The 21,065-nt window shown below is 73.8% G+C and carries 23 protein-coding genes; 13 read left to right on the plus strand and 10 right to left on the minus strand.

The annotated features are described in order from the left end of the window. Positions 1-78: 78 nt before the first annotated feature. The 4 genes from ACLQ2X_RS02465 to ACLQ2X_RS02480 form a co-directional block, all read right to left on the minus strand. Positions 79-1,503 carry an endo-1,4-beta-xylanase gene (locus ACLQ2X_RS02465; RefSeq protein WP_425679254.1) on the minus strand — a complete coding sequence of 475 codons (1,425 nt, stop codon included), beginning with the start codon at positions 1,501-1,503 and terminating at the stop codon, positions 79-81. A gap of 347 nt (positions 1,504-1,850) precedes the next feature. After that, the gene (locus ACLQ2X_RS02470; RefSeq protein ID WP_425679255.1) at positions 1,851-2,213 is read right to left on the minus strand and encodes a hypothetical protein; all 363 of its coding nucleotides are present in this window, start codon (positions 2,211-2,213) and stop codon (positions 1,851-1,853) included. Positions 2,214-2,316: 103 nt separating this feature from the next. Beyond that, the gene (locus tag ACLQ2X_RS02475; RefSeq protein WP_425679256.1) at positions 2,317-2,649 is read right to left on the minus strand and encodes a putative quinol monooxygenase; all 333 of its coding nucleotides are present in this window, start codon (positions 2,647-2,649) and stop codon (positions 2,317-2,319) included. 40 nt (positions 2,650-2,689) lie between these two features. Then, a complete protein-coding gene (locus ACLQ2X_RS02480) occupies positions 2,690-3,658 on the minus strand; it encodes a hypothetical protein (RefSeq protein ID WP_425679257.1) in 969 nt (322 codons plus the stop codon). Positions 3,659-3,842: 184 nt separating this feature from the next. On the opposite strand from ACLQ2X_RS02480, the gene ACLQ2X_RS02485 reads away from it, so the two are divergent. From ACLQ2X_RS02485 to ACLQ2X_RS02495, 3 genes are all read left to right on the plus strand, one after another. After that, positions 3,843-4,148 carry a DUF1330 domain-containing protein gene (locus ACLQ2X_RS02485; RefSeq protein WP_425679258.1) on the plus strand — a complete coding sequence of 102 codons (306 nt, stop codon included), beginning with the start codon at positions 3,843-3,845 and terminating at the stop codon, positions 4,146-4,148. A gap of 214 nt (positions 4,149-4,362) precedes the next feature. Further along, entirely contained in the window at positions 4,363-5,997 is a 1,635-nt protein-coding gene (locus tag ACLQ2X_RS02490; protein WP_425679259.1) for an ABC-F family ATP-binding cassette domain-containing protein, read from the plus strand. A gap of 9 nt (positions 5,998-6,006) precedes the next feature. Beyond that, entirely contained in the window at positions 6,007-6,429 is a 423-nt protein-coding gene (locus tag ACLQ2X_RS02495) for an acyl-CoA thioesterase (RefSeq protein ID WP_425679260.1), read from the plus strand. A 34-nt stretch (positions 6,430-6,463) separates the two neighbouring features. Here the strand turns inward: ACLQ2X_RS02495 and ACLQ2X_RS02500 are convergent, their stop codons facing one another. Next, positions 6,464-7,120, minus strand: coding sequence for a response regulator transcription factor (locus tag ACLQ2X_RS02500; protein WP_425679261.1), 657 nt, complete (start codon positions 7,118-7,120; stop codon positions 6,464-6,466). After that, positions 7,108-8,397 (minus strand): sensor histidine kinase, encoded by a 1,290-nt coding sequence (locus tag ACLQ2X_RS02505; RefSeq protein ID WP_425679262.1) that lies wholly within the window; start codon positions 8,395-8,397, stop codon positions 7,108-7,110. The genes ACLQ2X_RS02500 and ACLQ2X_RS02505 overlap by 13 nt, the downstream gene beginning before the upstream one ends. A gap of 133 nt (positions 8,398-8,530) precedes the next feature. Between ACLQ2X_RS02505 and ACLQ2X_RS02510 the strand changes: the two genes are divergently transcribed. From ACLQ2X_RS02510 to ACLQ2X_RS02535, 6 genes are all read left to right on the plus strand, one after another. Beyond that, a complete protein-coding gene (locus ACLQ2X_RS02510) occupies positions 8,531-9,181 on the plus strand; it encodes a DUF998 domain-containing protein (protein WP_425679263.1) in 651 nt (216 codons plus the stop codon). A 4-nt stretch (positions 9,182-9,185) separates the two neighbouring features. Further along, positions 9,186-9,473: a DUF1905 domain-containing protein gene (locus ACLQ2X_RS02515; RefSeq protein ID WP_425679264.1), complete on the plus strand. Its 288-nt coding sequence runs from the start codon at positions 9,186-9,188 to the stop codon at positions 9,471-9,473. Further along, a complete protein-coding gene (locus ACLQ2X_RS02520) occupies positions 9,470-10,228 on the plus strand; it encodes an SIR2 family NAD-dependent protein deacylase (RefSeq protein WP_425679265.1) in 759 nt (252 codons plus the stop codon). The genes ACLQ2X_RS02515 and ACLQ2X_RS02520 overlap by 4 nt, the downstream gene beginning before the upstream one ends. 137 nt (positions 10,229-10,365) lie before the next feature. After that, on the plus strand, positions 10,366-11,718 hold the full coding sequence (locus ACLQ2X_RS02525; protein ID WP_425679266.1) for an extracellular solute-binding protein: 1,353 nt from the start codon (positions 10,366-10,368) through the stop codon (positions 11,716-11,718). A gap of 7 nt (positions 11,719-11,725) precedes the next feature. Beyond that, the gene (locus tag ACLQ2X_RS02530; RefSeq protein ID WP_425679267.1) at positions 11,726-12,673 is read left to right on the plus strand and encodes a carbohydrate ABC transporter permease; all 948 of its coding nucleotides are present in this window, start codon (positions 11,726-11,728) and stop codon (positions 12,671-12,673) included. Continuing rightward, complete coding sequence (locus ACLQ2X_RS02535; RefSeq protein WP_425679268.1) at positions 12,670-13,590, plus strand: carbohydrate ABC transporter permease; 921 nt, start codon at positions 12,670-12,672, stop codon at positions 13,588-13,590. The genes ACLQ2X_RS02530 and ACLQ2X_RS02535 overlap by 4 nt, the downstream gene beginning before the upstream one ends. A gap of 3 nt (positions 13,591-13,593) precedes the next feature. Here ACLQ2X_RS02535 and ACLQ2X_RS02540 read toward each other — a convergent pair whose 3' ends face one another. Then, a complete protein-coding gene (locus ACLQ2X_RS02540) occupies positions 13,594-14,139 on the minus strand; it encodes a hypothetical protein (RefSeq protein ID WP_425679269.1) in 546 nt (181 codons plus the stop codon). A 71-nt stretch (positions 14,140-14,210) separates the two neighbouring features. Here ACLQ2X_RS02540 and ACLQ2X_RS02545 point away from each other — a divergent pair, with 71 nt between their 5' ends. Continuing rightward, positions 14,211-14,783, plus strand: coding sequence for a TetR/AcrR family transcriptional regulator (locus ACLQ2X_RS02545; protein ID WP_425679270.1), 573 nt, complete (start codon positions 14,211-14,213; stop codon positions 14,781-14,783). Positions 14,784-14,830: 47 nt separating this feature from the next. On the opposite strand, the gene ACLQ2X_RS02550 is transcribed toward ACLQ2X_RS02545, so the two are convergent. Beyond that, positions 14,831-16,561 carry a sugar ABC transporter permease gene (locus tag ACLQ2X_RS02550; protein ID WP_425679271.1) on the minus strand — a complete coding sequence of 577 codons (1,731 nt, stop codon included), beginning with the start codon at positions 16,559-16,561 and terminating at the stop codon, positions 14,831-14,833. A gap of 51 nt (positions 16,562-16,612) precedes the next feature. Here ACLQ2X_RS02550 and ACLQ2X_RS02555 point away from each other — a divergent pair, with 51 nt between their 5' ends. Continuing rightward, positions 16,613-17,635, plus strand: coding sequence for a diacylglycerol/lipid kinase family protein (locus ACLQ2X_RS02555; protein ID WP_425679272.1), 1,023 nt, complete (start codon positions 16,613-16,615; stop codon positions 17,633-17,635). Positions 17,636-17,640: 5 nt separating this feature from the next. Here the strand turns inward: ACLQ2X_RS02555 and ACLQ2X_RS02560 are convergent, their stop codons facing one another. Further along, positions 17,641-18,039, minus strand: a complete 399-nt coding sequence (locus ACLQ2X_RS02560; protein ID WP_425679273.1) for a DUF2267 domain-containing protein — start codon at positions 18,037-18,039, stop codon at positions 17,641-17,643. A 114-nt stretch (positions 18,040-18,153) separates the two neighbouring features. Here ACLQ2X_RS02560 and ACLQ2X_RS02565 point away from each other — a divergent pair, with 114 nt between their 5' ends. Next, complete coding sequence (locus ACLQ2X_RS02565; protein WP_425679530.1) at positions 18,154-18,906, plus strand: dienelactone hydrolase family protein; 753 nt, start codon at positions 18,154-18,156, stop codon at positions 18,904-18,906. Positions 18,907-18,978: 72 nt separating this feature from the next. Next, on the plus strand, positions 18,979-19,692 hold the full coding sequence (locus tag ACLQ2X_RS02570) for an RraA family protein (protein ID WP_425679274.1): 714 nt from the start codon (positions 18,979-18,981) through the stop codon (positions 19,690-19,692). Positions 19,693-19,744: 52 nt separating this feature from the next. Here ACLQ2X_RS02570 and dinB read toward each other — a convergent pair whose 3' ends face one another. After that, a complete protein-coding gene (gene dinB, locus ACLQ2X_RS02575) occupies positions 19,745-20,932 on the minus strand; it encodes a DNA polymerase IV (RefSeq protein ID WP_425679275.1) in 1,188 nt (395 codons plus the stop codon). Positions 20,933-21,065: the final 133 nt, after the last annotated feature.

Genomic DNA, 21,065 nt, shown 5'->3' on the forward strand with positions numbered 1-21,065 from the left:
CGCTCGGGGGGCCCCCCGGGGGCGCCCGCGCGGCGGGGGGGGGGGGGGGGGGGCGCCGCCCCGCCCCCCCGTCGACGGTCAGGCGGCCGCGCAGGTCGGCGTGCCGGTGGGCGCAGTGCCCGTGCCCTGGAAGCCGAACTCGGTGGTGCCACCGGCACCGACCTGGCGGTTGTAGTCCACGTTGCGGAAGGTGACCGCACCGCTGGTGCCGCTGGGCTGGGTGCTCCAGCTGTTGGTGATCGCCGCGCCCGAGGGCACGGTGAGCGACACCGTCCACCCGTTGAGCCCGCTCGCGCCGGCGGTGACGCGCACGTTGGTGACGAAGCCACCCTGCCACTGGTTGCTGGTGAGGGTCGCGGTGCAGGCGCCGCCGGGGGGTGGGCTGGTCGGCGGCGCGCTGGTGGGCGGGGCGCTGGTCGGCGGCTCGCTGGTCGGCGGCTCGGTGGTCGGGGGCGGCGTGCCGCCCTCGTTCAACGCGTTGAGCGCGGCGGTGTAGGCCGGCTTCTTGTTGCCGCTGCCGTCGAAGAGCAGCGGCGTGCCGCTGGCCCGCCAGGAGTCGGTGTCCCGGATGCCCCACACGGTGATGCCGTTGCAGCGCGCCACGGCCAGGCAGTCGCGGACCACGTTGCCGTAGGCGGTGGCCTGGCTGCTGCCCGAACCTTCGATGTCCAGCTCGGTGATCTGGACGTCGACGCCGAGGGCGGCGAAGTTCTGCAGCGTGGTGCGGTAGTTGCTCGGGTACGGCGACCCGCTGTTGAAGTGCGACTGGAAGCCAACGCAGTCGATCGGCACGCCGCGGGCCTTGAAGTCGCGGACCATGTTGTAGACGCCCTGCGTCTTGGCCCAGGTCCAGTTGTCGGTGTTGTAGTCGTTGTAGCAGAGCTTGGCACCGGGGTCGGCGGCCCGCGCGGTGCGGAACGCGACCTCGATCCAGTCGCTGCCGGTGCGCTCCAGGCTGGTGTTGCGGCGTGCGCCGCTGTTGCCGTCGTCGAACGCCTCGTTGACCACGTCCCAGGCGTAGATCTTGCCCCGGTAGTGGGTGGCGACCTGGGTGATGTGGTTGACCATCGCCTGGCGCAGCGCGCTGCCGGACAGGCTCTGCGCCCAACCGGGCTGCTGCTGGTGCCAGGCGAGCGCGTGACCGCGTACCCGCATGCCGTTGGCCTGGGCGTGCGCGACGAGCCGGTCGCCGGCACTGAAGGTGAACTGGTTCTGGGACGGCTCGGTGGCGTCCCACTTCATCTCGTTCTCGGCGGTGACCATGTTGAACTCGCGGTTCAGGATGCCGACGTACGTGCTGTCGGACAGCTTGTTCACGGCCACCGCGGTGCCGAAGTAGCGGCCCTGCTCCGCCGCCGCCGCGCCGAGTGTCGTGCCGGCGCTGGCGCTTGTCGCCATCGCGACCGTGGCGGTGACCACGGCACCTGCGGCGAGTATCGACACCACCGCGGCACGGGGACGCGACCGGGCTGCCGCGCTCCCGCGGGCGAGCACCTTGTCCATCTGAAAGCCTCTCTAGCCGGTCAATGGGACGACCCGCTCCCGACCACCGCCCGCCACGGTGTGGGTCCGCGGCCGCCCGGAGGCCGCGCCAGATGGGGAGTGTGCTCCCCGCACCGTGAATGATCGAAGCGAATCTCTGTCCGGAGCCTACCGGAAGTGTTCCGAAAACTTAATCGCTTCGATATGTCCGCCCGTGCCGCAGTGACGTCCGGCGGCTCGTTGAGCACCGGATTTGGCCGGTCACGGGGGTGTGCGTCGCGCCGCCCGGTCCCGGAAGTTTCGGGGCGCGGGGGCCGCGACGGGGTCGGTCGGACGGGGCACTCGACGCGCCCCGACCGACCGGCCGGTCACCCCACGCAGCCGCCGTTCCACGCCGCGCGGCTCAGCTTCTCCTGGTTGCCGAACTTCGCGTACACCCGCATGTAGCACGGCAGTTCCGTGTCGCCGTAGTAGGTCCCGACATAGTCGTCGTAGTAGGTGGTACCGCTCTCGGCCACCCGCCACGTGCCGTCGCTGCCCGACTGGATCTCCCAGTAGACGTCGCCCGAACAGCCGTCGAGGCCGACACCCCACATGATCAGGTTGGCTCCGTTGTAGATGTAGGGCTGCACGAGAGTGCAGGTGGTGGCGGCCTGGGCCGGTGCCGCACCGGCCACCAGGCCCGCCGCCAGCATGGCCGCGGCGCCGAGCGCCGACATGAGCTTGCGCATGTTCCAGCTCCTCCACTGAAGATGATGGATATGTCCGCCGAGGGTAGCCGGTGTCGAAAAGAAGCTTCAATACGTCGCAGCCGGATAGTTGGATTCCTTCACGTCAGTCGTCGCCGGGCACGGCCATCTCGCCGAGGCGGGACCAGTCCTGCTGGTCCACTGTCACGTTGACCACCCGGGGCGTCTCGACCAGGTGCGGCGGCAGCGTGCGCTGCGCCGCACGGAAGTGCGCCGACTGCACGTGCGCGGCGCCGGCGTCGCCGTCGCGGAACGCCTCCACCAGCACGTACTCGGTCGGGTCGTCCAGACTGCGGGACCAGTCGAACCACAGACAGCCCGGCTCGGCGCGGGTCGCGGCGGTGAAGTCGGCGGCGATCTGCGGCCAGCGGTCGGCGTCGTCCGGACGGACCCGGAACTTGGCGGTAATGAAGATCATGCGACCAGGCTACCGAGGGCCGGATGGCCGCCGGGCGGCATCAGCTCTTGGCCGCCTGCCCGAGCAACTCCGAGGCCCGCCGGTCGGCGAACGCGGTGACCGCCTGCTGCCCCGCGCCGAACACGATCGCCAGCCCCAGCAACGCGGCCGTGCTGCTCACCGTGGTGTCCACCAGACCGCCGACGACGAGCATGATGCCGGCGACCGCCACCAGCGGGCCGATGGCGAGCTTCAACAGCCCCTGCTGGAACGGCAGCTGATAGGGCAGGCCACCGGAGCGCGACGTGATCATCGACGGCAGGGCGCTGAGGAACGCCCCGAGCGCCCCGGCGATCAGCACGAGGACCAGCAGCCGCCAGGCCGGCACGTCGGGGGAGTCGGCCGGCGCCTTCAACAGTCGCAGGTCCCGGCTCCCCCACTGCACCAGCACCAGGAGGGCCGCCCCGAGCAGCGCGAACACCGACAACCCCAGCATCCGGTTGCGCAACCGGCGCGCCGACTCGTGGAAGTCGTCGGACTCGGCGTGATAGCGCAGCAGCAACGCCTGCACCCGCGTGCGCAACAGGGTCACGGGCATGGCGTCGGTCGCCCCGTCCAGCTCGGTGAGCACCCGGGCGTCGGCGGCCAGCACCCCCGCCGCCGCGTCCCGGTACGCCGGCAGCAGCCCGATCAACTGCTCCGCCGTCCGCAGCTCCACCATCGCCCGCTCCACCCAGTGGATGGTCTGCCAGGCGTACTCCACCGGGCCACCACGCAGCCACCCGGTCACCCCACCGCCGCGACCCAGCTCGTTCTCCACCCGCGACAGATGGGCGCGCAGCGCCGCCACCTCGTCCGGATCGACGGAGGTCAGGCCGGCGAGCTGCTGGCACAGGTCGTCGAGTTTGGTGCGGATCCGGACCTGCCAGGCGGCTGCGGGCACACCCGCAGCGGGCAGCGTCGACCGGTCCGGCGCTGCGGTCCTCGACGGCGACGGCACGACCACGGACCGGTTGCCCTGATCGGCCATCGTCTCCACCTTTCCGCACCGCCGCACGGGCTTGCGCGCCGCACCGGCGGCGGGGGCGCCATACCGCCCATCAGTATCCGCAGGCCAGGACCGTCAAGGCCAGAGCACCCGGAGAGTCGGCCGATGTCGCGATGCCGACCGATGGACGGCGCCGGGGGCGCCACCGGCTCGATAGCCTGGCCCGGTGACCGTCTACGCCCTCGCGCAGCTCACCATCCACGACCCGGAGCGGTACGGGCGCTACGTCGCCGCCTTCCTGCCGGTCCTGGCCCGACACGGCGGCCGGCTGCTCGCCGCCGACACCGCAGCCCGGGTGGTGGAGGGTGAGTGGCCGTACGACAAGGCGATCCTGCTGTCGTTCGACAGTCGGGAGGACTTCGAGCGCTGGTCCACCTCGTCGGAGTACCGGGAGATCTCCCGTGATCGGGAGGCGGCCACCGAAGGCGTCGTTGTGCTGCTCGACGGGATCGGTCACGCCTGGCCCGCCTGACCGCATGCCGGCGAGCGGCCCGGGGCGCTAGTGTGGTCGGGGCGCCACGAGGGGAGCGATCATGATCACGGCAGGTGACGACGACATCTCCGGGTGAGAACCCGGCCGGCCGCCGACGCGCGTAGTGCGCGCCGCGGCCCACCGTGTCGCTTCCCGCCCGCGCCGGGTGCGCTCGTGCGCCCCGGCCCCGCCCTGCCCTGCCCCAAGGTCGACCATGTCCGACGCCTACGTCGTCAGCTCCGCAATGTCCTTCTCCTGGCCGGACGAGACTCCGGTCTTCACCGACCTGTCCTTCTCCGTCCCGTCCGGGCGCACCGGCCTGGTCGCCCCCAACGGCTTCGGCAAGACCACGCTGCTGCGGCTGATCGCCGGCGAGCTGCGCCCCACCTCCGGCGCGGTCACCGTGCGCGGGGTGCTCGGCTACCTGCCACAACACCTGCCGTTCGCGGTCGGGCAGACCGTCGCCCAGGTCCTCGGCGTCGACCGGACCATCGCCGCCCTGCACGCCATCGAGGCCGGCGACGCCCGGGAGGAACACTTCACCGCCGTCGGCGACAACTGGGACGTGGTGGAACGCACCGGCGCCGAGCTGGACCGCCTCGGCCTGGGCGAGCTGGCGCTGGACCGCCGCCTGGGCACCCTCAGCGGCGGGCAGGTGGTCTCCCTCGGCCTGGCCGCGCAGCTGCTGCGCCGCCCCGACGTGCTGCTGCTCGACGAGCCGACGAACAACCTGGACGAGGACGCCCGGGAACGGCTGACCGCGGTGCTGCGCGGCTGGGCCGGATGCCTGCTGGTGGTCAGCCACGACCGGGCGCTGCTGGACGAGATGGACCGCATCGCCGCGCTGGAACCCGCCGAGATCCGCTGGTACGGCGGCAACCACACCGCCTACGAGCAGGCCGTGAGCGCCGAACGGGAGGTCGCCGAACGGCAGGTCCGCAGCGCCGAGCAGGACCTCAAGCGGCAGAAGCGCCAGTTGCAGCAGGCCCGGGAGCGGGCCGCCCGCCGTGCGTCCACGGCCGCCCGGAACCTGCCCGACGCCGGCCTGGCCCGGATCGTCGCCGGTGGCCTCAAACGCGACGCCCAGGTGTCCGCCGGCCGGGCCGCCGAGACGCACGCGGGCCGGGTCGGGGACGCGCAGCAGCGGCTGGACCAGGCCAGCCGGGCGGCCCGCCAGGACGACCGGATCGTCATCGACCTGCCGGACACCACCGTCCCGGCGGGCCGGACCGTCTTCGAGGGGCGAGGGCTGTGCGCCGGGTACGACGGCCGACAGGTGTTCGCCGGGGTCGACCTGATCGTGCGGGGGCCGGAGCGGATCGCGCTCACCGGGCCCAACGGCTCCGGCAAGTCCACGCTCCTGCGGCTGGTCGGCGGCGAGCAGCCGCCGGCGGCCGGCACCGCGACCCGTGCCGACGGCCGGGTGGCGTACCTGTCGCAGCGGCTGGATCTGCTCGACCCGGCGCGGACGGTCGCGGAGAACCTGTCCACCTTCGCGCCCGGGCTGACCGACGCGCAGCGGATGAACCTGCTGGCCCGCTTCCTGTTCCGGGGCGACCGGGCGCACCTGCCGGTGCGGGTGCTCTCCGGCGGCGAGCTGCTGCGGGCCACGCTGGCCTGCGTGCTCAACGCCGCGCCCGCCCCGCAGCTGCTGCTGCTCGACGAGCCCACCAACAACCTCGACCTGGACAGCGTCGCGCAGTTGGAGAGCGCGCTCGGCGGATACCGGGGGGCGCTGCTGGTGGTCAGCCACGACCGGCACTTCCTGGCCGCGCTCGGGGTGGGCCGGTGGCTGCGCCTGTCCGGCGGGAACCTGGTCGAGGCCGGTGAGCCGGCCGCCGCTGGTTAGGCTGCCGGCATGGCAGATCCGTTCCGGGTACGCGTCGCCGTGCGCGGCTACGAACTCGACACGCAGGGGCACCTGAACCAGGCGGTCTATCTCCAGTACGCCGAGCACGCCCGATGGGAGTGCCTGCGCGCCGCCGGGGTGGCCCAGGAGCGGCTGCTCGCCGGGGGCGTCGGCCCGGTCGCGCTGGAGGTGACCGTGCGCTACCTGCGGGAGCTGCGCGGTGGCGACGAGGTCGACGTGACCTGCGAGTTCCACTGGGGCGAGGGCAAGACGTTCCGCATCGTGCAGGAGTTCACCCGCGCCGACGGCACCCCGGTCGCCTCGGTGGCCGGGGTGGGCGGCCTGCTCGACCTGACCACCCGGCGGCTGGTCGCCGAGCCCCGCGAGCGGTTCCGGGCGCTGGCCGGCGACCCGGCGCCGATGGGCCTGTGAACGTGGCCCCGGGTCGCCCCGCCGCGGCGGGCGGTCAGCCGGCCCGCAGGTAGGCCAGCACGGCGAGCACCCGGCGGTTGGTGTCCTCGTCCGGCGGCAGATGGAGCTTGGCCAGGATGTTACCGACGTGCTTGCCGACGGCCGCCTCGGTGACGTGCAGCCGGGCCGCGATCGCCGTGTTGGAGTGGCCCTCGGCGACCAGCCCCAGCACCTCCCGCTCGCGGCGGGACAGCGCCGCGAGCGGGTCGCCCGGGCGGCGCAGCAGGTGCCGCACCACGTCCGGGTCGACCGCGGTGCCACCGCCGGCTACCCGGCGCAGCGTGTCGGCGAACTCCGCGACGTCGGCGACCCGGTCCTTGAGCAGGTAGCCGACCCGGCGGCCGTCCCCGCTGTCGAGCAGCGCGGCGGCGTACCCGCTCTGCACGTGCTGGCTGAGCACCACCACGGCGAGTTCGGGGCGTTCGGCGCGCAGCGTGACGGCCGCCCGCAGGCCGTCGTCGCGGTGCTGCGGCGGCATCCGGATGTCGGTGACCAGCAGGTCGGGCCGGTGGGTGCGGACGGCGTCGAGCAGGTCCGGGGCGGAGCCGACGGCGGCGGCCACCGCGAAGCCGAACCGGGTCAGCAGACCGACCAGGCCCTCCCGGAGCAGGACCTCGTCCTCGGCGAGGACGACCCGGGTCACGGACGGCACGGCAGCTCCACCCGCACGAGGGTAGGCCCACCGGGCGGGCTGGACAGCAGCAGCCGGCCCTCCACCGCCGCCACCCGGTCGGCCAGCCCGGTCAGGCCGGTGCCGCGGGCCGGGTCGGCGCCGCCGCGCCCGTCGTCCTCGACCTCCACCACCAGCAGCGGGCCGGGATGCGTGAGCCGCACCTCGGCCCGGGTCGCTCCGGCGTGCCGGGCCACGTTGCCCAGCGCTTCGGAGACCACGTACCAGGCGGTCGTCTCGACCAGCTCCGGCACCGGTCGGGTCAGCTGCGCGCGCACGGTGACCGGGACGGTCGACCGGTCGGCCAGGTCCGCCACGGCGCCGGCCAGGCCGAGTTCGGCGAGCTGCGGCGGGCGCAGGCCCTGGACGATCCCGCGCAACGTCACCATCAGTTCCTTGGCCTGGTCGTGCGCGACCGCCAGCGGTCGCGCGGCGGGGCAGTCGTCGGGCACGTCGAGGCGGGCCAGCCCGAGCTGGAGGGTGAGGCTGGTCAGTCGGGGCTGCGCGGCGTCGTGCACGTCGCGTTCGATGCGGCGGCGTTCCGACTCGTAGGCGGTCATCAGGCGGGCGCGGGAGCGGGTCACCTCGCGCAGGGCCGCACCGTCGGGCGCGTCGTCGAGCAGCTGGCGGGCCACCGCCGCCTGGGCGGCGACCAGCAGCCCGGCGAGGTAGCCGAGCGCCGGGACGGCGAGCAGCCCGGCCACCGCGAAGGGGACCGCCCGTGCGGGGGAGTCGACGGTGGCCCAGACCAGGACGATCCGGTCGTTCCCGTCGGCCAGCCACGGGCCGGCGACAAGAGCCGCGTCCATCAGCAGGAGCAGGGCGAACATGCCGTACGCCAGCGGCACCGCCACGCCCAGCCAGGCCAGGTACGCCGCCTCCCGCCAGCCGGCGGCGGTGGTCCACCGGGCGGCGACCCCGCGCCAGGGCGGCGCCAACGGCGGGCGGTCGTCGACCAGGCCGAGCCGCCACCGTTCGACCGCGGCCACCGGCGCGCTCACCAGCGGGGCCGCCGCCAGCACGGCCAGCGCCAGCACGGTCAGCACGGCCAGCACACCCCCGGCCACGGGCCGGCCCTGTCGCAGCGCGCCGAGCACCAGCAGCGACGGCGCGGCGATGACGGCCGCGCCGACCGCCAGGACACCGGACAGGGGCAGCGTGGTGACGGCGTACGCCAGGGCCCGCCACGGCCACGCGGAGATCGGGTAGCCGCGGCGGCGCACCGCCGTGGCCAGGTCAACCGGTCGATCAGCGATCATGGCGATGACGCTAGTCAGCCCACGCCCGCGCGCCCAGCGGTCCAGACCCCGCTTCCCGGGTAGGTCTGGCCCTACCCCGAACCGGCCCGCCACGCCCCGTGCGTCCGGGCGCCCGGACGGGTGCACTCGACCCATGGAGATCCGTGACCGTCTCGCGGCCGCCTGCTGGCTGGCCGCCACCGTGTTGTTCCTGACCGCGAACGTGGTGGTCGGCCTGGCGTGGGGGCGAGGCCGATTCAGCTGGGCGGAGCACAACGTCAGCGACCTCGGCAACGTGAGCTGCGGCATGTGGGACCCGGACCGCCCGCGTCAGGTGTGCTCGCCGTGGCACCCGGCCATGAACGCCTCGTTCGTCGCGGTCGGGGTGCTGCTCGCGCTCGGCGCCCTGGTGGCACACCGGACGCTGCGCCCGGGTCGGGCGGTGCACGTGATTGTCGCGTCCACGGTGGCCGCCGGGGTCGGCTACGTGCTGGCCGGCGCCTACCCGGCGGACGTCGACGAGAACGGGCACGTGCTCGGCGCGGCGTTGGTCTTCGTGCTCGGCAACGGGGCGGTGCTGGTCGCGGCGCTGGCCGGTCGTTCGTCGCTGCTGCGGGGGCTGCGGGGCGCCAGCGCCTTCCTCGGCCTGCTCGGGTTGGTCGCCACGGCGCTGTTCCTGTGCCGGGTGGACGTCGGCATCGGGGTGGGCGGCATGGAACGGGTGGCCCTGTTCCCGCTGTTCGGCTGGGTGACGCTCGTCGGGCTGCGGCTGCTGCGTCACCGTCGGGCCCGGTCCCTATCCTGACCGGATGGAGCTGACGTTCAGCGGCGAGGTGTGGTTCTGGCGTGGCCCCGCACCGCACCATTTCGTCACCGTGCCCGATGAGCAGTGCGCGGCGTTGGCGACCGCGTCGGCGGCGGTCAGCTACGGCTGGGGGATGATCCCGGCGGCGGTGCGCGTCGGGGAGACCGCCTGGCGGACCTCGCTGTGGCCCCGCGACGGCGGGTACATCGTGCCGCTGCGCGCCTCGGTGCGCCGGGCCGAACGCATCGAGCTGGGCGACCGGGTGGACATCCGGCTGGAGGTGGACGGATGAACGACCTGCTGGCGGAGGCGGGTCGGCTGCTCGCCGCCGCGCGGCGGCCGGTGGTCTTCACCGGCGCGGGCATGTCCGCGGAGAGCGGGGTGCCGACGTTCCGGGACGCGCAGACCGGCCTCTGGCAGCGCTACGACCCGGAGCAGCTGGCCACCCCGGCCGCGTTCCACGCCGACCCGGCCCTGGTGTGGGGCTGGTACGAGGGACGTCGCCACGGGGTGCGCCGGGCGCGGCCCAATCCGGGCCACCTGGCGGTGGCGGCGATCCAGGCACGGCTGCGAAAGACGGTGGTGATCACGCAGAACGTCGACGACCTGCACGAGCGCGGCGGGGTGGGTGCCCCGGTGCGCCTGCACGGCAGCCTGTTCGCGCCCCGCTGCTCGGCCTGCGGCCATCCCGCGCCGGTGCCCGGGGACGCGCCGGAGCCACCGGCCGGGCCGCTGCCGCCGCCGGCCTGCGCCCGCTGCGCCGCGCCGGTGCGGCCCGGCGTGGTGTGGTTCGGTGAGGAGTTGCCGGCGCAGGCGCTGGCCGCCGCGGTGGAGGCGGCGAGCCGGTGTGACCTGCTGCTGACCGTGGGCACCTCCGCGCTGGTCCACCCGGCCGCCGAGATTCCCCTCGTGGCGACCCGGCTCGGCGCGCCGGTGGTCCAGGTGAACCCGGTGCCGACGCCGCTGGACACGGTCTGCGCGGTGAACCTGCGCGGCCCGGCCGGCGAGGTGTTGCCGTCACTGGTCCGGGCCGCCTGGCCGGGGTGAGCGCCGCCCGCCCGACCTCGGCGCGACCGGACAAAGATCGACGGTAAAGGATGTGTAACGACCGGTTTGAGGGGCGCGCCCCCGGAGAAGTGCAGGTGGCTCGGGCAGGGTGGCCCGCGCGACCACGGGAGGTGGCGATGTCACAAAAACTGCGGGCGGTCGCGGTGGCCGGGGTGTTGACCCTGGCGATCGGCGGCTGTGGCGGGGTCGGCGCAGGAGAGGGTTCCGGCGACGGCGGGAGCAAGGGCAGCGGCGCGTTGAGCACGATGGGCTTCAGCCTGTCCGACGAGATCGCCACGAACCGGGTGGACGCCTTCAAGCGTGACCACCCCGACGTGCGGCTGCAGGTCACCGAGGGCGGCTTCGACGAGCAGCAGTTCCTGTCGGCGGTCGCGTCGGGCAACCCACCGGACCTGGTCTACATGGACCGCAAACTGATCGGCACGTACGCCGAGCGCGGCTCGATCCAGCCGCTCACCGACTGCGTCGACAAGCAGCGGATCGACCTGGGGCAGTTCCGCCAGGCCGCCCGGGAACAGGTCACCCTCGGCGGCACGGTGTACGGCATTCCCGAGTTCTCCCAGGTCCGCGTGCTCTACCTGAACGAGGCGCTGCTGAAGCGAGCCGGTCTGCGCGCCGAGGACGTGAACCTGGCCGACTGGGCGGGCCTGCCGGCACTCAACGCCAAGCTCGCCGCGGTCTCCGGTGGCCGGCTCAGCCGGATCGGCATCGACCCGAAGATCCCCGAGTTCCTGCCGATGTGGGCCAAGGCCAACGGCGTCGACCTGATCTCCGCGGACGGCACCAAGGCCAACCTCACCGACCCGTTGGTGGTCGAGGCGCTGAACACCGGGGTGGCGCTGATCCAGGCGCAGGGCGGCTGGGGCAAGTTCAAGTCCTTCCGCGACACGTTCGACTTCTTCGGGGCGCAGAACCCGTTGAGCAGGAACCAGATCGCGGCGTGGCCGATGGAGGAGTGGTTCCTCAACCAGGCCGCGAAGAACAGCCCGAAGGCCGAACTGGTGGTGAAGCCGTTCGTGGACAGGCAGGGCAAGTCGCTGAGCATGTCCTCCGGGCAGGCCTGGGTGATCACGAAGGGGGCGAAGAACCCGGACGCCGCCTGCGCCTTCGTCTCGCAGATGACCGCCACCGACACCTGGGTGGCGGCCGCCCGCGCCCGCGCCGAGGCGCGTAAGGCCGCCAACCTGCCCTTCACCGGTCTGTGGACCGGTAACACCGCCGCCGACCGGAAGATCTTCGAGGAGGTCTACCAGCCGACCGGCAACAAGCGGTTCGACGACGCGGTGCAGACCATCCGCCAGGCGCAGGACGTGGCGTTCGCCATGCCGGCCTCGCCGGCGGGTGCGGAGTTCGACAAGGCGTGGACCGACGCGGTCAACCGGGTGCTGTCCGGTCAGGAGCAGCCGGCGCAGGCGCTCGACCGCGCCCAGCGTGAGGCGACCGCCGCGCTGGACAAGGCCGGGAACTAGCCCGGCGATGGCCACCACCACCGTTTCCCCGCCGGGCCGGCGACGTCGTACGCCGCTGGCCCGGCGGGAGGCCCGTTGGGCGTACCTGTTCCTGGCGCCGTGGATCGTCGGCTTCCTGGCGCTCACCGCCGGGCCGATGATCGCCAGCCTGTGGCTCAGCTTCACCGAGTACGACGTGATCAACGCGCCTCGGTTCACCGGCCTGGACAACTACCGGCAGTTGGTGTCGGATCCGCAGGTGGCGCGCAGCCTCGGCAACACCGTCTACTACACGGCGCTGCACGTACCGTTGGTGATGGCGATCTCGCTCGGGTTGGCGTTGCTGCTCAAGCGGGTCGGTCGCCTGCAGGGCTTCTTCCGCACCGTGTTCTACCTGCCGGTGATGACCCCGGCGGTGGCGGTCGGGATCCTGTTCCTGCTGCTGCTCAACACGCAGGACGGCCTGATCAACCGCGGTCTGGCGCTGGTCGGGGTCGACGGTCCGAGCTGGACCACCGACCCGGGCTGGGTGATGCCCGGCATCGTGCTGATGAGCCTGTGGAGCCTCGGCTCCACCGTGATCATCTATCTGGCGGCGTTGCAGAACGTGTCCCGCGACCTGTACGAGGCGGCCGACCTGGACGGCGCGGGCCCGTGGGGGCGGTTCCGGCACGTGACGCTGCCGATGATCTCGGGTGCGTTGTTCTTCACGCTGATCGTCAACACCATCGCGTCGCTGCAGATGTTCACCGAGGTCTACACCATGTACTTCGGCAACCGGCAGACCGCCGGCTCGTTCAACAGCGACGCGGCGTCGTTCTACGTGATCCACCTGTTCCGGGAGGCGTTCCAGTTCCTGCACATGGGGTTCGCCTCGGCGATGGCCTGGCTGCTCTTCCTGATCATCCTGGCGATCACGCTGGTGCAGGTGAAGCTCGGTAACCGGTTCGTCTACTACGAGGGGGAGGACGGGTGACCACGACGAGTCAGCCGGTGGGCGTCGCCGGCACGGTGGTGGCGCCGGTGACCGTGCCCGACCCGGGGCGGCCGGTCGAGGACGGTCGCCGGCCGCGCTGGCAGCGGGTGCTGTTCGTGTTCGCCCTGGTGGCCGCCGCGGTGGTCTTCCTGCTGCCGTTCGTCTGGCTGGTCAGCGCCTCGCTGCGACCCCGGGAGTACGTCTTCGCGCCCGGTCTCCTGCCGGTCCCGTTCGCCCCGGACAACTACGCCCGGGCGTGGGAGGCGATGCCGCTGCTCACCTGGCTCTTCAACAGCGTGGTGGTGGGGGTGGCGGCGGCCGCCGCGGCGACGCTGTCCAGCGCCTGGGTGGCGTTCGGGTTCGCGTACTTCCGGTTCCCCGGGCGCAACCTGCTCTTCGGCCTGGTGCTGGCCACCATGATGCTGCCGTTCGCGGTCACCATGATCCCGACGTACCTGATCTGGAACCGGCTCGGCCTGGTCGACACGCAGGTGCCGCTCTGGGCCGGCAACCTGTTCGGTTCGGCGTTCTACATCTTCCTGCTGCGCCAGTTCTTCCTCTCGCTGCCCCGGGAGTACTTCGAGGCGGCCCGGGTGGACGGTGCCAGCTATCCGCAGCTGTTCTGGCGGATGGCGTTCCCGCTGGTCCGCCCGGCCCTGCTGGTGGCGTTCGTGTTCGAGTTCAAGGCGAGCTGGACCGACCTGGTGAAACCGTTGATCTACCTGCGCAACGAGCAGCTCTACACGCTGCCCCGGGGGCTCAAGGTGATCCTCGACCGGTTCGGCTACGGCGGCGAGCAGCAGTGGGAGGTGGTCCTCGCCGGCAGTGTGATCGCCACGGTGCCGATGATCATCCTGTTCTTCCTGGCGCAGCGGCACTTCGTCGAGGGGATCGCCACCACCGGGCGCAAGGGGTGAGGCTCAGCCGTCGCGTGGCGCCCGCTTCGGGAACACCGTGTACGCGAGTGGCCAGAACACCAGCCAGGCCGCCATGACCAGGCTGAGTCGCCAGATCCACGCCCAGAGTTCCGCGGTCCGCTCGTCGTCGCCGACAAGGGCGATGCAGCCCAGCAGCACCGCGCAGGCGACCGCCCAGCCCAGCATGCCCTTGCCCCACTCCCGCCACTCGTGCCGGGTGCGGGCCAGCCCGTAGCGGGGTGGTCGCTGTGGCGGCGGGCCCCCGGCGAAGCGGTGGGCGAATCGTTGGTCGGCCCAGCGCACCATGCTGTGTCCGAACGCGACGGAGAACCCGAGGTAGGCGGCGGCGAGGCCGTGGGCGGCGGTGGCGGTGCCGCCGCGGCGCAGGTCGATCGTCGTGGCGGCGAGCAGGACGAGGTCGACGGCGGGCACGGCGAGCAGCAGGGCGGCGCCGAGGCGGGGCCGCCGCAGCGGGTAGCGTGCGATCAGCCCGGCGAGCAGGACCACCCAGAACGCCACCTCGCATCCGACGATCACTGCAACGAGCATGTGACCTCCTAATTAGTACGCTGTGCGATAACCGTAGCAACGGTCGTCCACCAGTTTCCGGAGAGGAGCCCGTGCCCAAGATCGTCGATCATGACGCGCGACGCGCCGAACTGGCCAGGGCGATGTGGCGGGTCGTCTACCGCGACGGCGTCGGGGCCGCCACCGTGCGCAGCGTCGCCGCCGAGGCCGGCTGGTCGCCGAGCGCCCTGCGGCACTACTTCGCCACCCAGACCGAGCTGCTGGTCTTCGCCATGGAACACGTCATGGTCGAGGCGACCGAGCGGGTCGTCACCGACGACCGCACCGGCACGCCACGGGAGGCGGCCCAGCGGATGCTGGAACAACTGCTGCCGCTGGACCGCCAGCGCGTCCGTGAGGCCGAGGTGTGGCTGCTGCTCGCCGCCCGGTCCCGGGTCGACCCGGGCGCCCGGGACCGGATGGTCGAGGCCGACGACGGCGTACGCCGCGCCGTCGACCTCGCCGTCAGCCTGCTCACCGGGGAACCGGCACCCGACGCCACCGCCCGGCTGCACGCCCTGCTCGACGGCCTCGTCGTGCACGCGCTGCTGCACCCCGACCGGATGCCACCCCGGCGCGTGCGCGAACTGCTCGCCGCCCACCTGGACACGCTCGCCGCGCGCTGACCCTCACTCGCCCGGCGCTCGCCAGGTCGGCGCCGTGTCGGGGATTGCTATGCGGTGACCTTGCCGACGGCCGCGTCCGCACCGCCGGACGCCGTGTCGTCGCCGGTCTCCCGGCCGACGCGGATGGCGAGCCGTTCCAGGTAGCCCACCCCGAGCACGACGAACGACAGCACGAACAGCAGCAGCAGGGGCAGGGGGAGGACCAGACCCAGCACGCCTTCGGCATCCGCACCGAAGCGCTGGGTGAGGTTCTGCATCTGTGCCAGCACCGGCGCGGTCAGGTGGGGTCGGGCCGAAGCCACCACCAGCGGCCACAGTAGCTGCTGGGCGTGCGTGAGCCAGGTCAACAACGCGGTCACCGCCAGCATCGGCAGCGCCGGCAGGAGCAGCGTGCGGCCGAGGCCGCCGCCGGCCCGCCACCGCGCGTGCTGGCCGCGGAACAGCAGCGTGAAGGCGAACAGGGCGGGCACCGACAGCCAGACCGGCGGGATCAGGCCGAGGAACGAGTTGAGCTGATCGAGGTCGCGGGTCCGCTCGAAGCCGGCGAAGAGCAGCGGGCCGGTGCCGACGAACAGCCACGGCGCGAACGGCACCAGGAGCAACTCGCTGTAGCGTCCCAGCGGGCGCAGCGCGCCGATGCCGAACCCGGCGAGCGCCGCGAGCAGGACCGAGACCAGCGTGGACACCAGCGGCGGCAGCCAGGTGTTGACGAGTACGGTCGAGGTCTCCACCGCGGGGGGCAGGTTCTCGGTGCCGGAGAAGAGGTGCCGCAGCCACGGCGCCGCCGCCCAGCCGGTCACGCCCACGACGACGACGAGGGCGAGCGCGAGCAGCCCGACGAACTGCGGCCGGCGGGTGGCCGGGGCGTCCGTCGGACCGCCCACGGGGCGATCCCGCCACCCGTCGAACTCGACACGGAGCCGGGTGGCCAGGATGAGCCCCACCGCGACCAGTCCGAGCAGCCCGAGCAGGACCAGCAGCAGCGTCGACATGGCAGACCCGACGCCCGCGCGCCCCATCTGGAAAGTGGCCTGCACGGCACCGAACACCGGAGTCGCGGATTCGCCTTGCGGCATGCCGTTGGTGAGGACCGCCGGGGCGGTGTAGGCCTGCAGGGACGTGGCGAGCACACCCAGGGTGAGCAGCCCGGCGACGGCCGCCATGGCGGGTGCCGGTCGGCGCTGCGGCGAGCGTCGGCGCAGGGCGCTCAGATACAGCGTCGCGGCCACCGCGACGACCAGGCCGAACGTCGTCTGCGCCACCACCGAGGTGAGGAACGCCGGAGCGGACTCCAGATCCCGGGGGAAGGTGCGCGCCTCGACGCGCTCGGCGCGCACACCGACGAGCACGGCCACCGGCGCGTACCCGGCGATCGGCAGGGCGAGCACCGCGCGGGTCACCAGACGGGCGGCCCGGCCGGCCCGGTCGGCGAGGACCGCGAGCAGCGGCGCGGCCAGCAGGGCCACCGCGAGCGGAACCAGGCCGAGCAGCAGCGCGAGACCCAACTGCCCGACGAATCCTTCGGTGAGGACGTACTCGTAGTGCGCCGTGCCGACCGACTCCGTCGCGTCGCGCCGGCCGTCACCGCGGAAGCTGCGGGCCACCGTGGACACCGTGGGCAGGACGTACGACCAGAGCCAGGCGAGCACCGCCGGGATCGTCAGCGCCAACCCGAGAACGATCCGCGCCGGCGAGGCCGCGCCCGACCGTGGTGGCGGGGGCCCGGCCAGCGGCCTGGGCGGGTGGACGGTCTCCGGTGGCGGTGCCGGCTGAGACATCTGCAACTCCCGACGGTGGGACGGTCACGTCCGCCGAGACGATAGTCGACGGTGGCGACGGTGGCGACGGTGGCGACGGTGGCGACGGTGGCGCGGGTGCTTCTTGCCGTCGTGGCCCGCCGGTGGGCGGATAGGGTCGCCACCGTGCGCACCAAGCAGGAGTTGTCGACGGCGATCCGGGAACGACAACGGGCCGCGCTCGTGGTCAACACCCACTCCCGCCGTGGCCGGCGGCTCTACGACACCGTCCGGGCGCGCCTCGACGCCGCCGGGTTCGCGTTGCTCGGCGCGTACCCGGTGGACCGGCCGGGCCACCTCGACCGGGTACTCGCCGAGGCGGCCGGTCTCGGCGGTGACCTGCTGGTCGTCGGCGGCGGCGACGGCACGGTCGGCGCGGCGGCCCGGCTGCTCGCCCACCGGGACGTCGCCCTGGGCCTGCTGCCGCTGGGCACCACGAACAACTTCGCCCGCACCGTCGGTGTCCCGCTCGACCTGGACGCCGCGATCGCCGTGCTCACCGACGGCAAGGTGATCGACGTCGACCTGGGACTGGTCGGCGACACCCGGTTCACCAACCACGTCGGGATCGGAATGTCCGCCGACATCATGCGGGCCGCGCCGCCCCGGCTGAAACGGGCCGTGGGGCGGCTGGCGTACCCGCTCACCGCGCTGGGGCTGCTGGCCCGGCACCGCGCGTTGCGGGTCACGGTCCGCGCCGAGGGGCGCGCGCACCGGTTCGTCACGCACCAGGTGTACGTGGCCAACGGCGGTTTCCACGCCGGCCGGCCGATCACCGCCGACGCCAACGCCGACGACCGGCTGCTCGTCGCGTACCCGGTGGGTGGGCCGACCCGGCGCGGCCTGCTGCGCGAAACGGCACGTAACGCCACCGCCGGGCACCGTCGCACGCTCGGTGCGGAGCCGTTCCTCGCGGTTCGCCACCTGTGGGTGGAGACCGACCCGCCGGCGCGCATCGAGGTCGACGGCGAACCGTACGGACACACGCCGGTACGCATCGGGCTGGACCCGAACGCGCTGCGGCTGATGGCGCCCGCGGACAGCCCGGACCGGTGACCGGCTCAGGCCGGCGGCCGCAGATCCGGGGCGCTGCGGGCGGCGACCTCGGCGTACTCGGCCGGCAGCTGCGCGACGGCCGCGCCGTAGACGTCCGGGTCCACCGCCTCGCGCAACACGTCGAACACCGCGCTCACCCCGTCCCGGGCCGCGTCCGCGTCGACGTCGGCGCGCCCGCTGACCCGTTCCACGAACACGTCGAGCCCGAACGGCTCGGCCGCCCCGGCCGGGCCGAACGTGTACGCCCGCAGCGGCTCCGGAAGCCGGTCGGCCAGGTCGCGGGCCTCGCCGCCGTCGATCAGCTCAACCAGCGTGGTCAACGTGGCCCGGGTGACGGCCGTGGCCTGCTCCGTGGACATGCCGCACCGCCGCCCCACCGCCCCGATGAACTGGTCCTGGTCCATCCCGCCGCCTCCCTCTGCCGGGTCAGCCGGGTTCCCCCGCGGTGCCGCCGCAAACGACCCACCCGCCCGCGGAGTAGCGTGCGACACCGAAGCCGGGACGAGGAGGTCGCAACAGTGCAGCCGACGTACGTGGACGTGCCCACCCCGGACGGGACGGCGGACGCCTACCTGGTCCGCCCGGATTCGGGCGGGCCCTTCCCTGGCGTCCTGCTGTTCATGGACGCGTTCGGGCTGCGGCCCCGGGTGGCGGAGATGGCCGCGACGATCGTCGCCCAGGGGTACGTGGTGCTGGCTCCCAACCTGTTCCACCGCGCCGGGCGCGCCCCGCTGATCGACCTCGGCGCGCTCGCCGACGACAGCCGCCGCAGCGCCCTGTTCGAGCAGATCGGCCCGATGATGGCCGCGCTGACGCCTGACGCGCTGGTCCGCGACACCGCCGCCTACCTGGACTTCCTCGCCGCCCAGCCGGACGTCGCGCCGGGGCCGGCGGCGATCACCGGCTACTGCATGGGCGGCACGAACGCGCTGCGGGCGATGGCGGCCCTCCCCGAGCGGATCGCCGCGGTGGCGGCCTTCCACGCCGGGCGGGTGGTCACCGACGCCCCGGACAGCCCGCACCGGGGCGTCGGCGCGGTGACCGGCGAGATCTACCTCGGGCACGCCGACGCCGACCCGTCGATGACCGCCGAGCAGATCGCCGCGCTGGAGGACGCGCTGGACGCGGCCGGGGTCACCTACCGCTCGGAGGTCTATCCGGGTGCCCGCCACGGCTACACCCAGGCGGACACCCCGATGTACGACGAGACGGCCACGAAGAGGCACTGGGCCGCGCTGTTCGACCTGCTCCACCGGACGTTCCCGCGCTGAGCCCGGGTGAGCAGGCCACCGGTGCGCAACTGGCCCCTGCCCGCACCGGCGTCGGCTGACTACCGTTTGCCCATGGACGCCCGTCACACCGCACCGGCCGCGCGCTTCGCCGCGCTGAGCACCGCCCACGTCGCCGACGCCTGCCTGCGGGCCGGCGTGACCGTCCGGTGTGCCCCGGCCGCGGTCGGCCCGGTGCTGACCGGGCGGCGGCTGGCCGGTCCGGTGCGGCCCGCTCAACACGTCGGCAGCGTCGACGTGTTCCTGGAGGCGATCGACCGGGCCGCCCCCGGGGACGTGCTGGTGGTCGACGACGGCGGGCACACCGACCGGGCCTGCGTCGGGGATCTGGTGGTGCTGGAGGCGCGCGCCGCCGGCCTGGCCGGCCTGGTGGTGTGGGGTGCACACCGCGACACCGCGGACCTGGTGGCGGTCGGGCTGCCGGTGTTCAGCCTGGGCGTCACCCCGGCCGGTCCGCGGGACCTCGGCCCGCGGCCGGCCGGGGCGCTGGACGCGGCGCGGGTCGGCCCGTGGACGGTGGGCCCCGACGACCTGGCCCTGGCCGACGACGACGGCGTGCTGTTCGTGCCCGCCGCCCGGGCCGGGGAGCTGTTCGACCTGGCCGAGTCCATCCGGGACACCGAGCGGCGGCAGGCCGACCGGGTCCGCGCCGGCGAGTCGCTGCGGACGCAACTCGGCTTCGGCGCGTACCTGACCGCCCGGGCGGCGGACCCGGCGGTGACGTTCCGGGCGCACCTGCGTGCCGTGGGCGGCGCGATCGAGGAGTGAGCCGCCGCCCGCCCACGACGTCGGGCGGACCCGGTCGGTGCTGCCGGTGGCGTCAGTCCGGCAGCCGGGGCGCCTCCACCCCCGGGTCGCGGCCGAGCAGCACACCCCGGGTCAGCGCGCGCGATCCGAAGCGGTCCCGCACCGCGTCGACGGCCGCGTCCAGCGCCGGACCGGGTGCGGCGGTGAACGGCAGGGTGAGCTGGGTGTGCCCGGCGCCGAGGTTGCCGACCGAGAGGCCGAGGAGCGTGACGCCGCGCAGCTCGATCTGCGGCAGCGCGGCGCGCAGCAGGTCACCGGCGGCGGCCCGCAGCGTCGCGGTCTGCGCGGTCGGCTCGTCGAGCGTGTGCGACCGGGTGGCCCGGGTGTAGTCGGCGAAACGCAGCCGCAGCGTCACGGTGCGGCCGGTGCGGCGGGCCGCGCGCATCCGCCCGGTCACCCGGTCGACCAGGCCGGCCAGCACCGCGTCCAGGTCGGCGGGGGAGTGCGACCCGCGCCCCAGCGCGTGCTGCGCGCCCATCGAGGAGCGGCGGCGGCCCACCCGCACCGCCCGGGGATCCCGGTTGTGGGCCAGGGCGTGCAGGTGCCGCCCGGCGCCCCCGCCGATCAGCGACACCAGGGCCGGCTCGTCCAGCCGGGCCACCTGCCCGACCGTGCGGATGCCGCGCTCGCGCAGTCGGGCGGCGGTGACCGGGCCGACGCCCCACAGCCGTTCCACCGGCAGCGGATGCAGGAATGCGAGCTCCCGATCCGGCTCCACCACCAGCAGTCCGTCCGGCTTGGCCACCCCGCTGGCCACCTTCGCGAGGAACTTCGTGCGGGCCACGCCGACGGTGATCGGCAGGCCGATCTGGTGGCGTACCCGGTGACGCAGCTCGGCCGCGATGTCGGCCGGCGCCCCGGCGAGCCGCCGCAGCCCGCCCACGTCGAGGAACGCCTCGTCGATGCTGAGGCCCTCGACCAGCGGGGTGGTGTGTCGGAAGATCTCGAACACGGCCCGGCTGGCGGCGGTGTACGCGGCCATCCGCGGCGGCACCACGACCGCCTCCGGGCAGAGCCGCCGGGCCTGCCGGCCGCCCATGGCGCTGCGCACGCCCCGCGCCTTCGCCTCGTAGCTGCACGCGAGCACCACACCGCCGCCGACGATCACCGGCCGCCCGCGCAGCCGGGGATCGTCGCGCTGCTCGACCGAGGCGTAGAACGCGTCCAGGTCGGCGTGCATGATGGTGGCCTCGCTCGACACCCGCCCATTCTCGCACAGGTGTTCGAAGGGTGGCGGCTGAACTGCCCGGACAGTGGCCGGGCGGCGGGGGGCCCCCCCCGGCCGGCCCCGCGCCTGACCGCCCCGGGACCCCCACCGCGGTGCGCGCGACCCC

Origin of the sequence: Micromonospora sp. DT31 (assembly GCF_049841795.1) — a bacterium.
GTDB lineage: Bacteria > Actinomycetota > Actinomycetes > Mycobacteriales > Micromonosporaceae > Micromonospora.

Coding starts and splice junctions, on each gene's coding strand:
- ACLQ2X_RS02475 (WP_425679256.1), bottom strand. CDS start 2,649: ATGATCTTCATTACCGCCAAGTTCCGGGTCCGTCCGGACGACGCCGAC.
- ACLQ2X_RS02520 (WP_425679265.1), top strand. CDS start 9,470: ATGAACGACCTGCTGGCGGAGGCGGGTCGGCTGCTCGCCGCCGCGCGG.
- ACLQ2X_RS02510 (WP_425679263.1), top strand. CDS start 8,531: ATGGAGATCCGTGACCGTCTCGCGGCCGCCTGCTGGCTGGCCGCCACC.
- ACLQ2X_RS02505 (WP_425679262.1), bottom strand. CDS start 8,397: ATGATCGCTGATCGACCGGTTGACCTGGCCACGGCGGTGCGCCGCCGC.
- ACLQ2X_RS02470 (WP_425679255.1), bottom strand. CDS start 2,213: ATGCGCAAGCTCATGTCGGCGCTCGGCGCCGCGGCCATGCTGGCGGCG.
- ACLQ2X_RS02560 (WP_425679273.1), bottom strand. CDS start 18,039: ATGGACCAGGACCAGTTCATCGGGGCGGTGGGGCGGCGGTGCGGCATG.
- ACLQ2X_RS02530 (WP_425679267.1), top strand. CDS start 11,726: ATGGCCACCACCACCGTTTCCCCGCCGGGCCGGCGACGTCGTACGCCG.
- ACLQ2X_RS02570 (WP_425679274.1), top strand. CDS start 18,979: ATGGACGCCCGTCACACCGCACCGGCCGCGCGCTTCGCCGCGCTGAGC.
- ACLQ2X_RS02495 (WP_425679260.1), top strand. CDS start 6,007: ATGGCAGATCCGTTCCGGGTACGCGTCGCCGTGCGCGGCTACGAACTC.
- ACLQ2X_RS02525 (WP_425679266.1), top strand. CDS start 10,366: ATGTCACAAAAACTGCGGGCGGTCGCGGTGGCCGGGGTGTTGACCCTG.
- ACLQ2X_RS02465 (WP_425679254.1), bottom strand. CDS start 1,503: ATGGACAAGGTGCTCGCCCGCGGGAGCGCGGCAGCCCGGTCGCGTCCC.
- ACLQ2X_RS02515 (WP_425679264.1), top strand. CDS start 9,186: ATGGAGCTGACGTTCAGCGGCGAGGTGTGGTTCTGGCGTGGCCCCGCA.
- ACLQ2X_RS02480 (WP_425679257.1), bottom strand. CDS start 3,658: ATGGCCGATCAGGGCAACCGGTCCGTGGTCGTGCCGTCGCCGTCGAGG.
- ACLQ2X_RS02540 (WP_425679269.1), bottom strand. CDS start 14,139: ATGCTCGTTGCAGTGATCGTCGGATGCGAGGTGGCGTTCTGGGTGGTC.
- ACLQ2X_RS02550 (WP_425679271.1), bottom strand. CDS start 16,561: ATGTCTCAGCCGGCACCGCCACCGGAGACCGTCCACCCGCCCAGGCCG.
- ACLQ2X_RS02490 (WP_425679259.1), top strand. CDS start 4,363: ATGTCCGACGCCTACGTCGTCAGCTCCGCAATGTCCTTCTCCTGGCCG.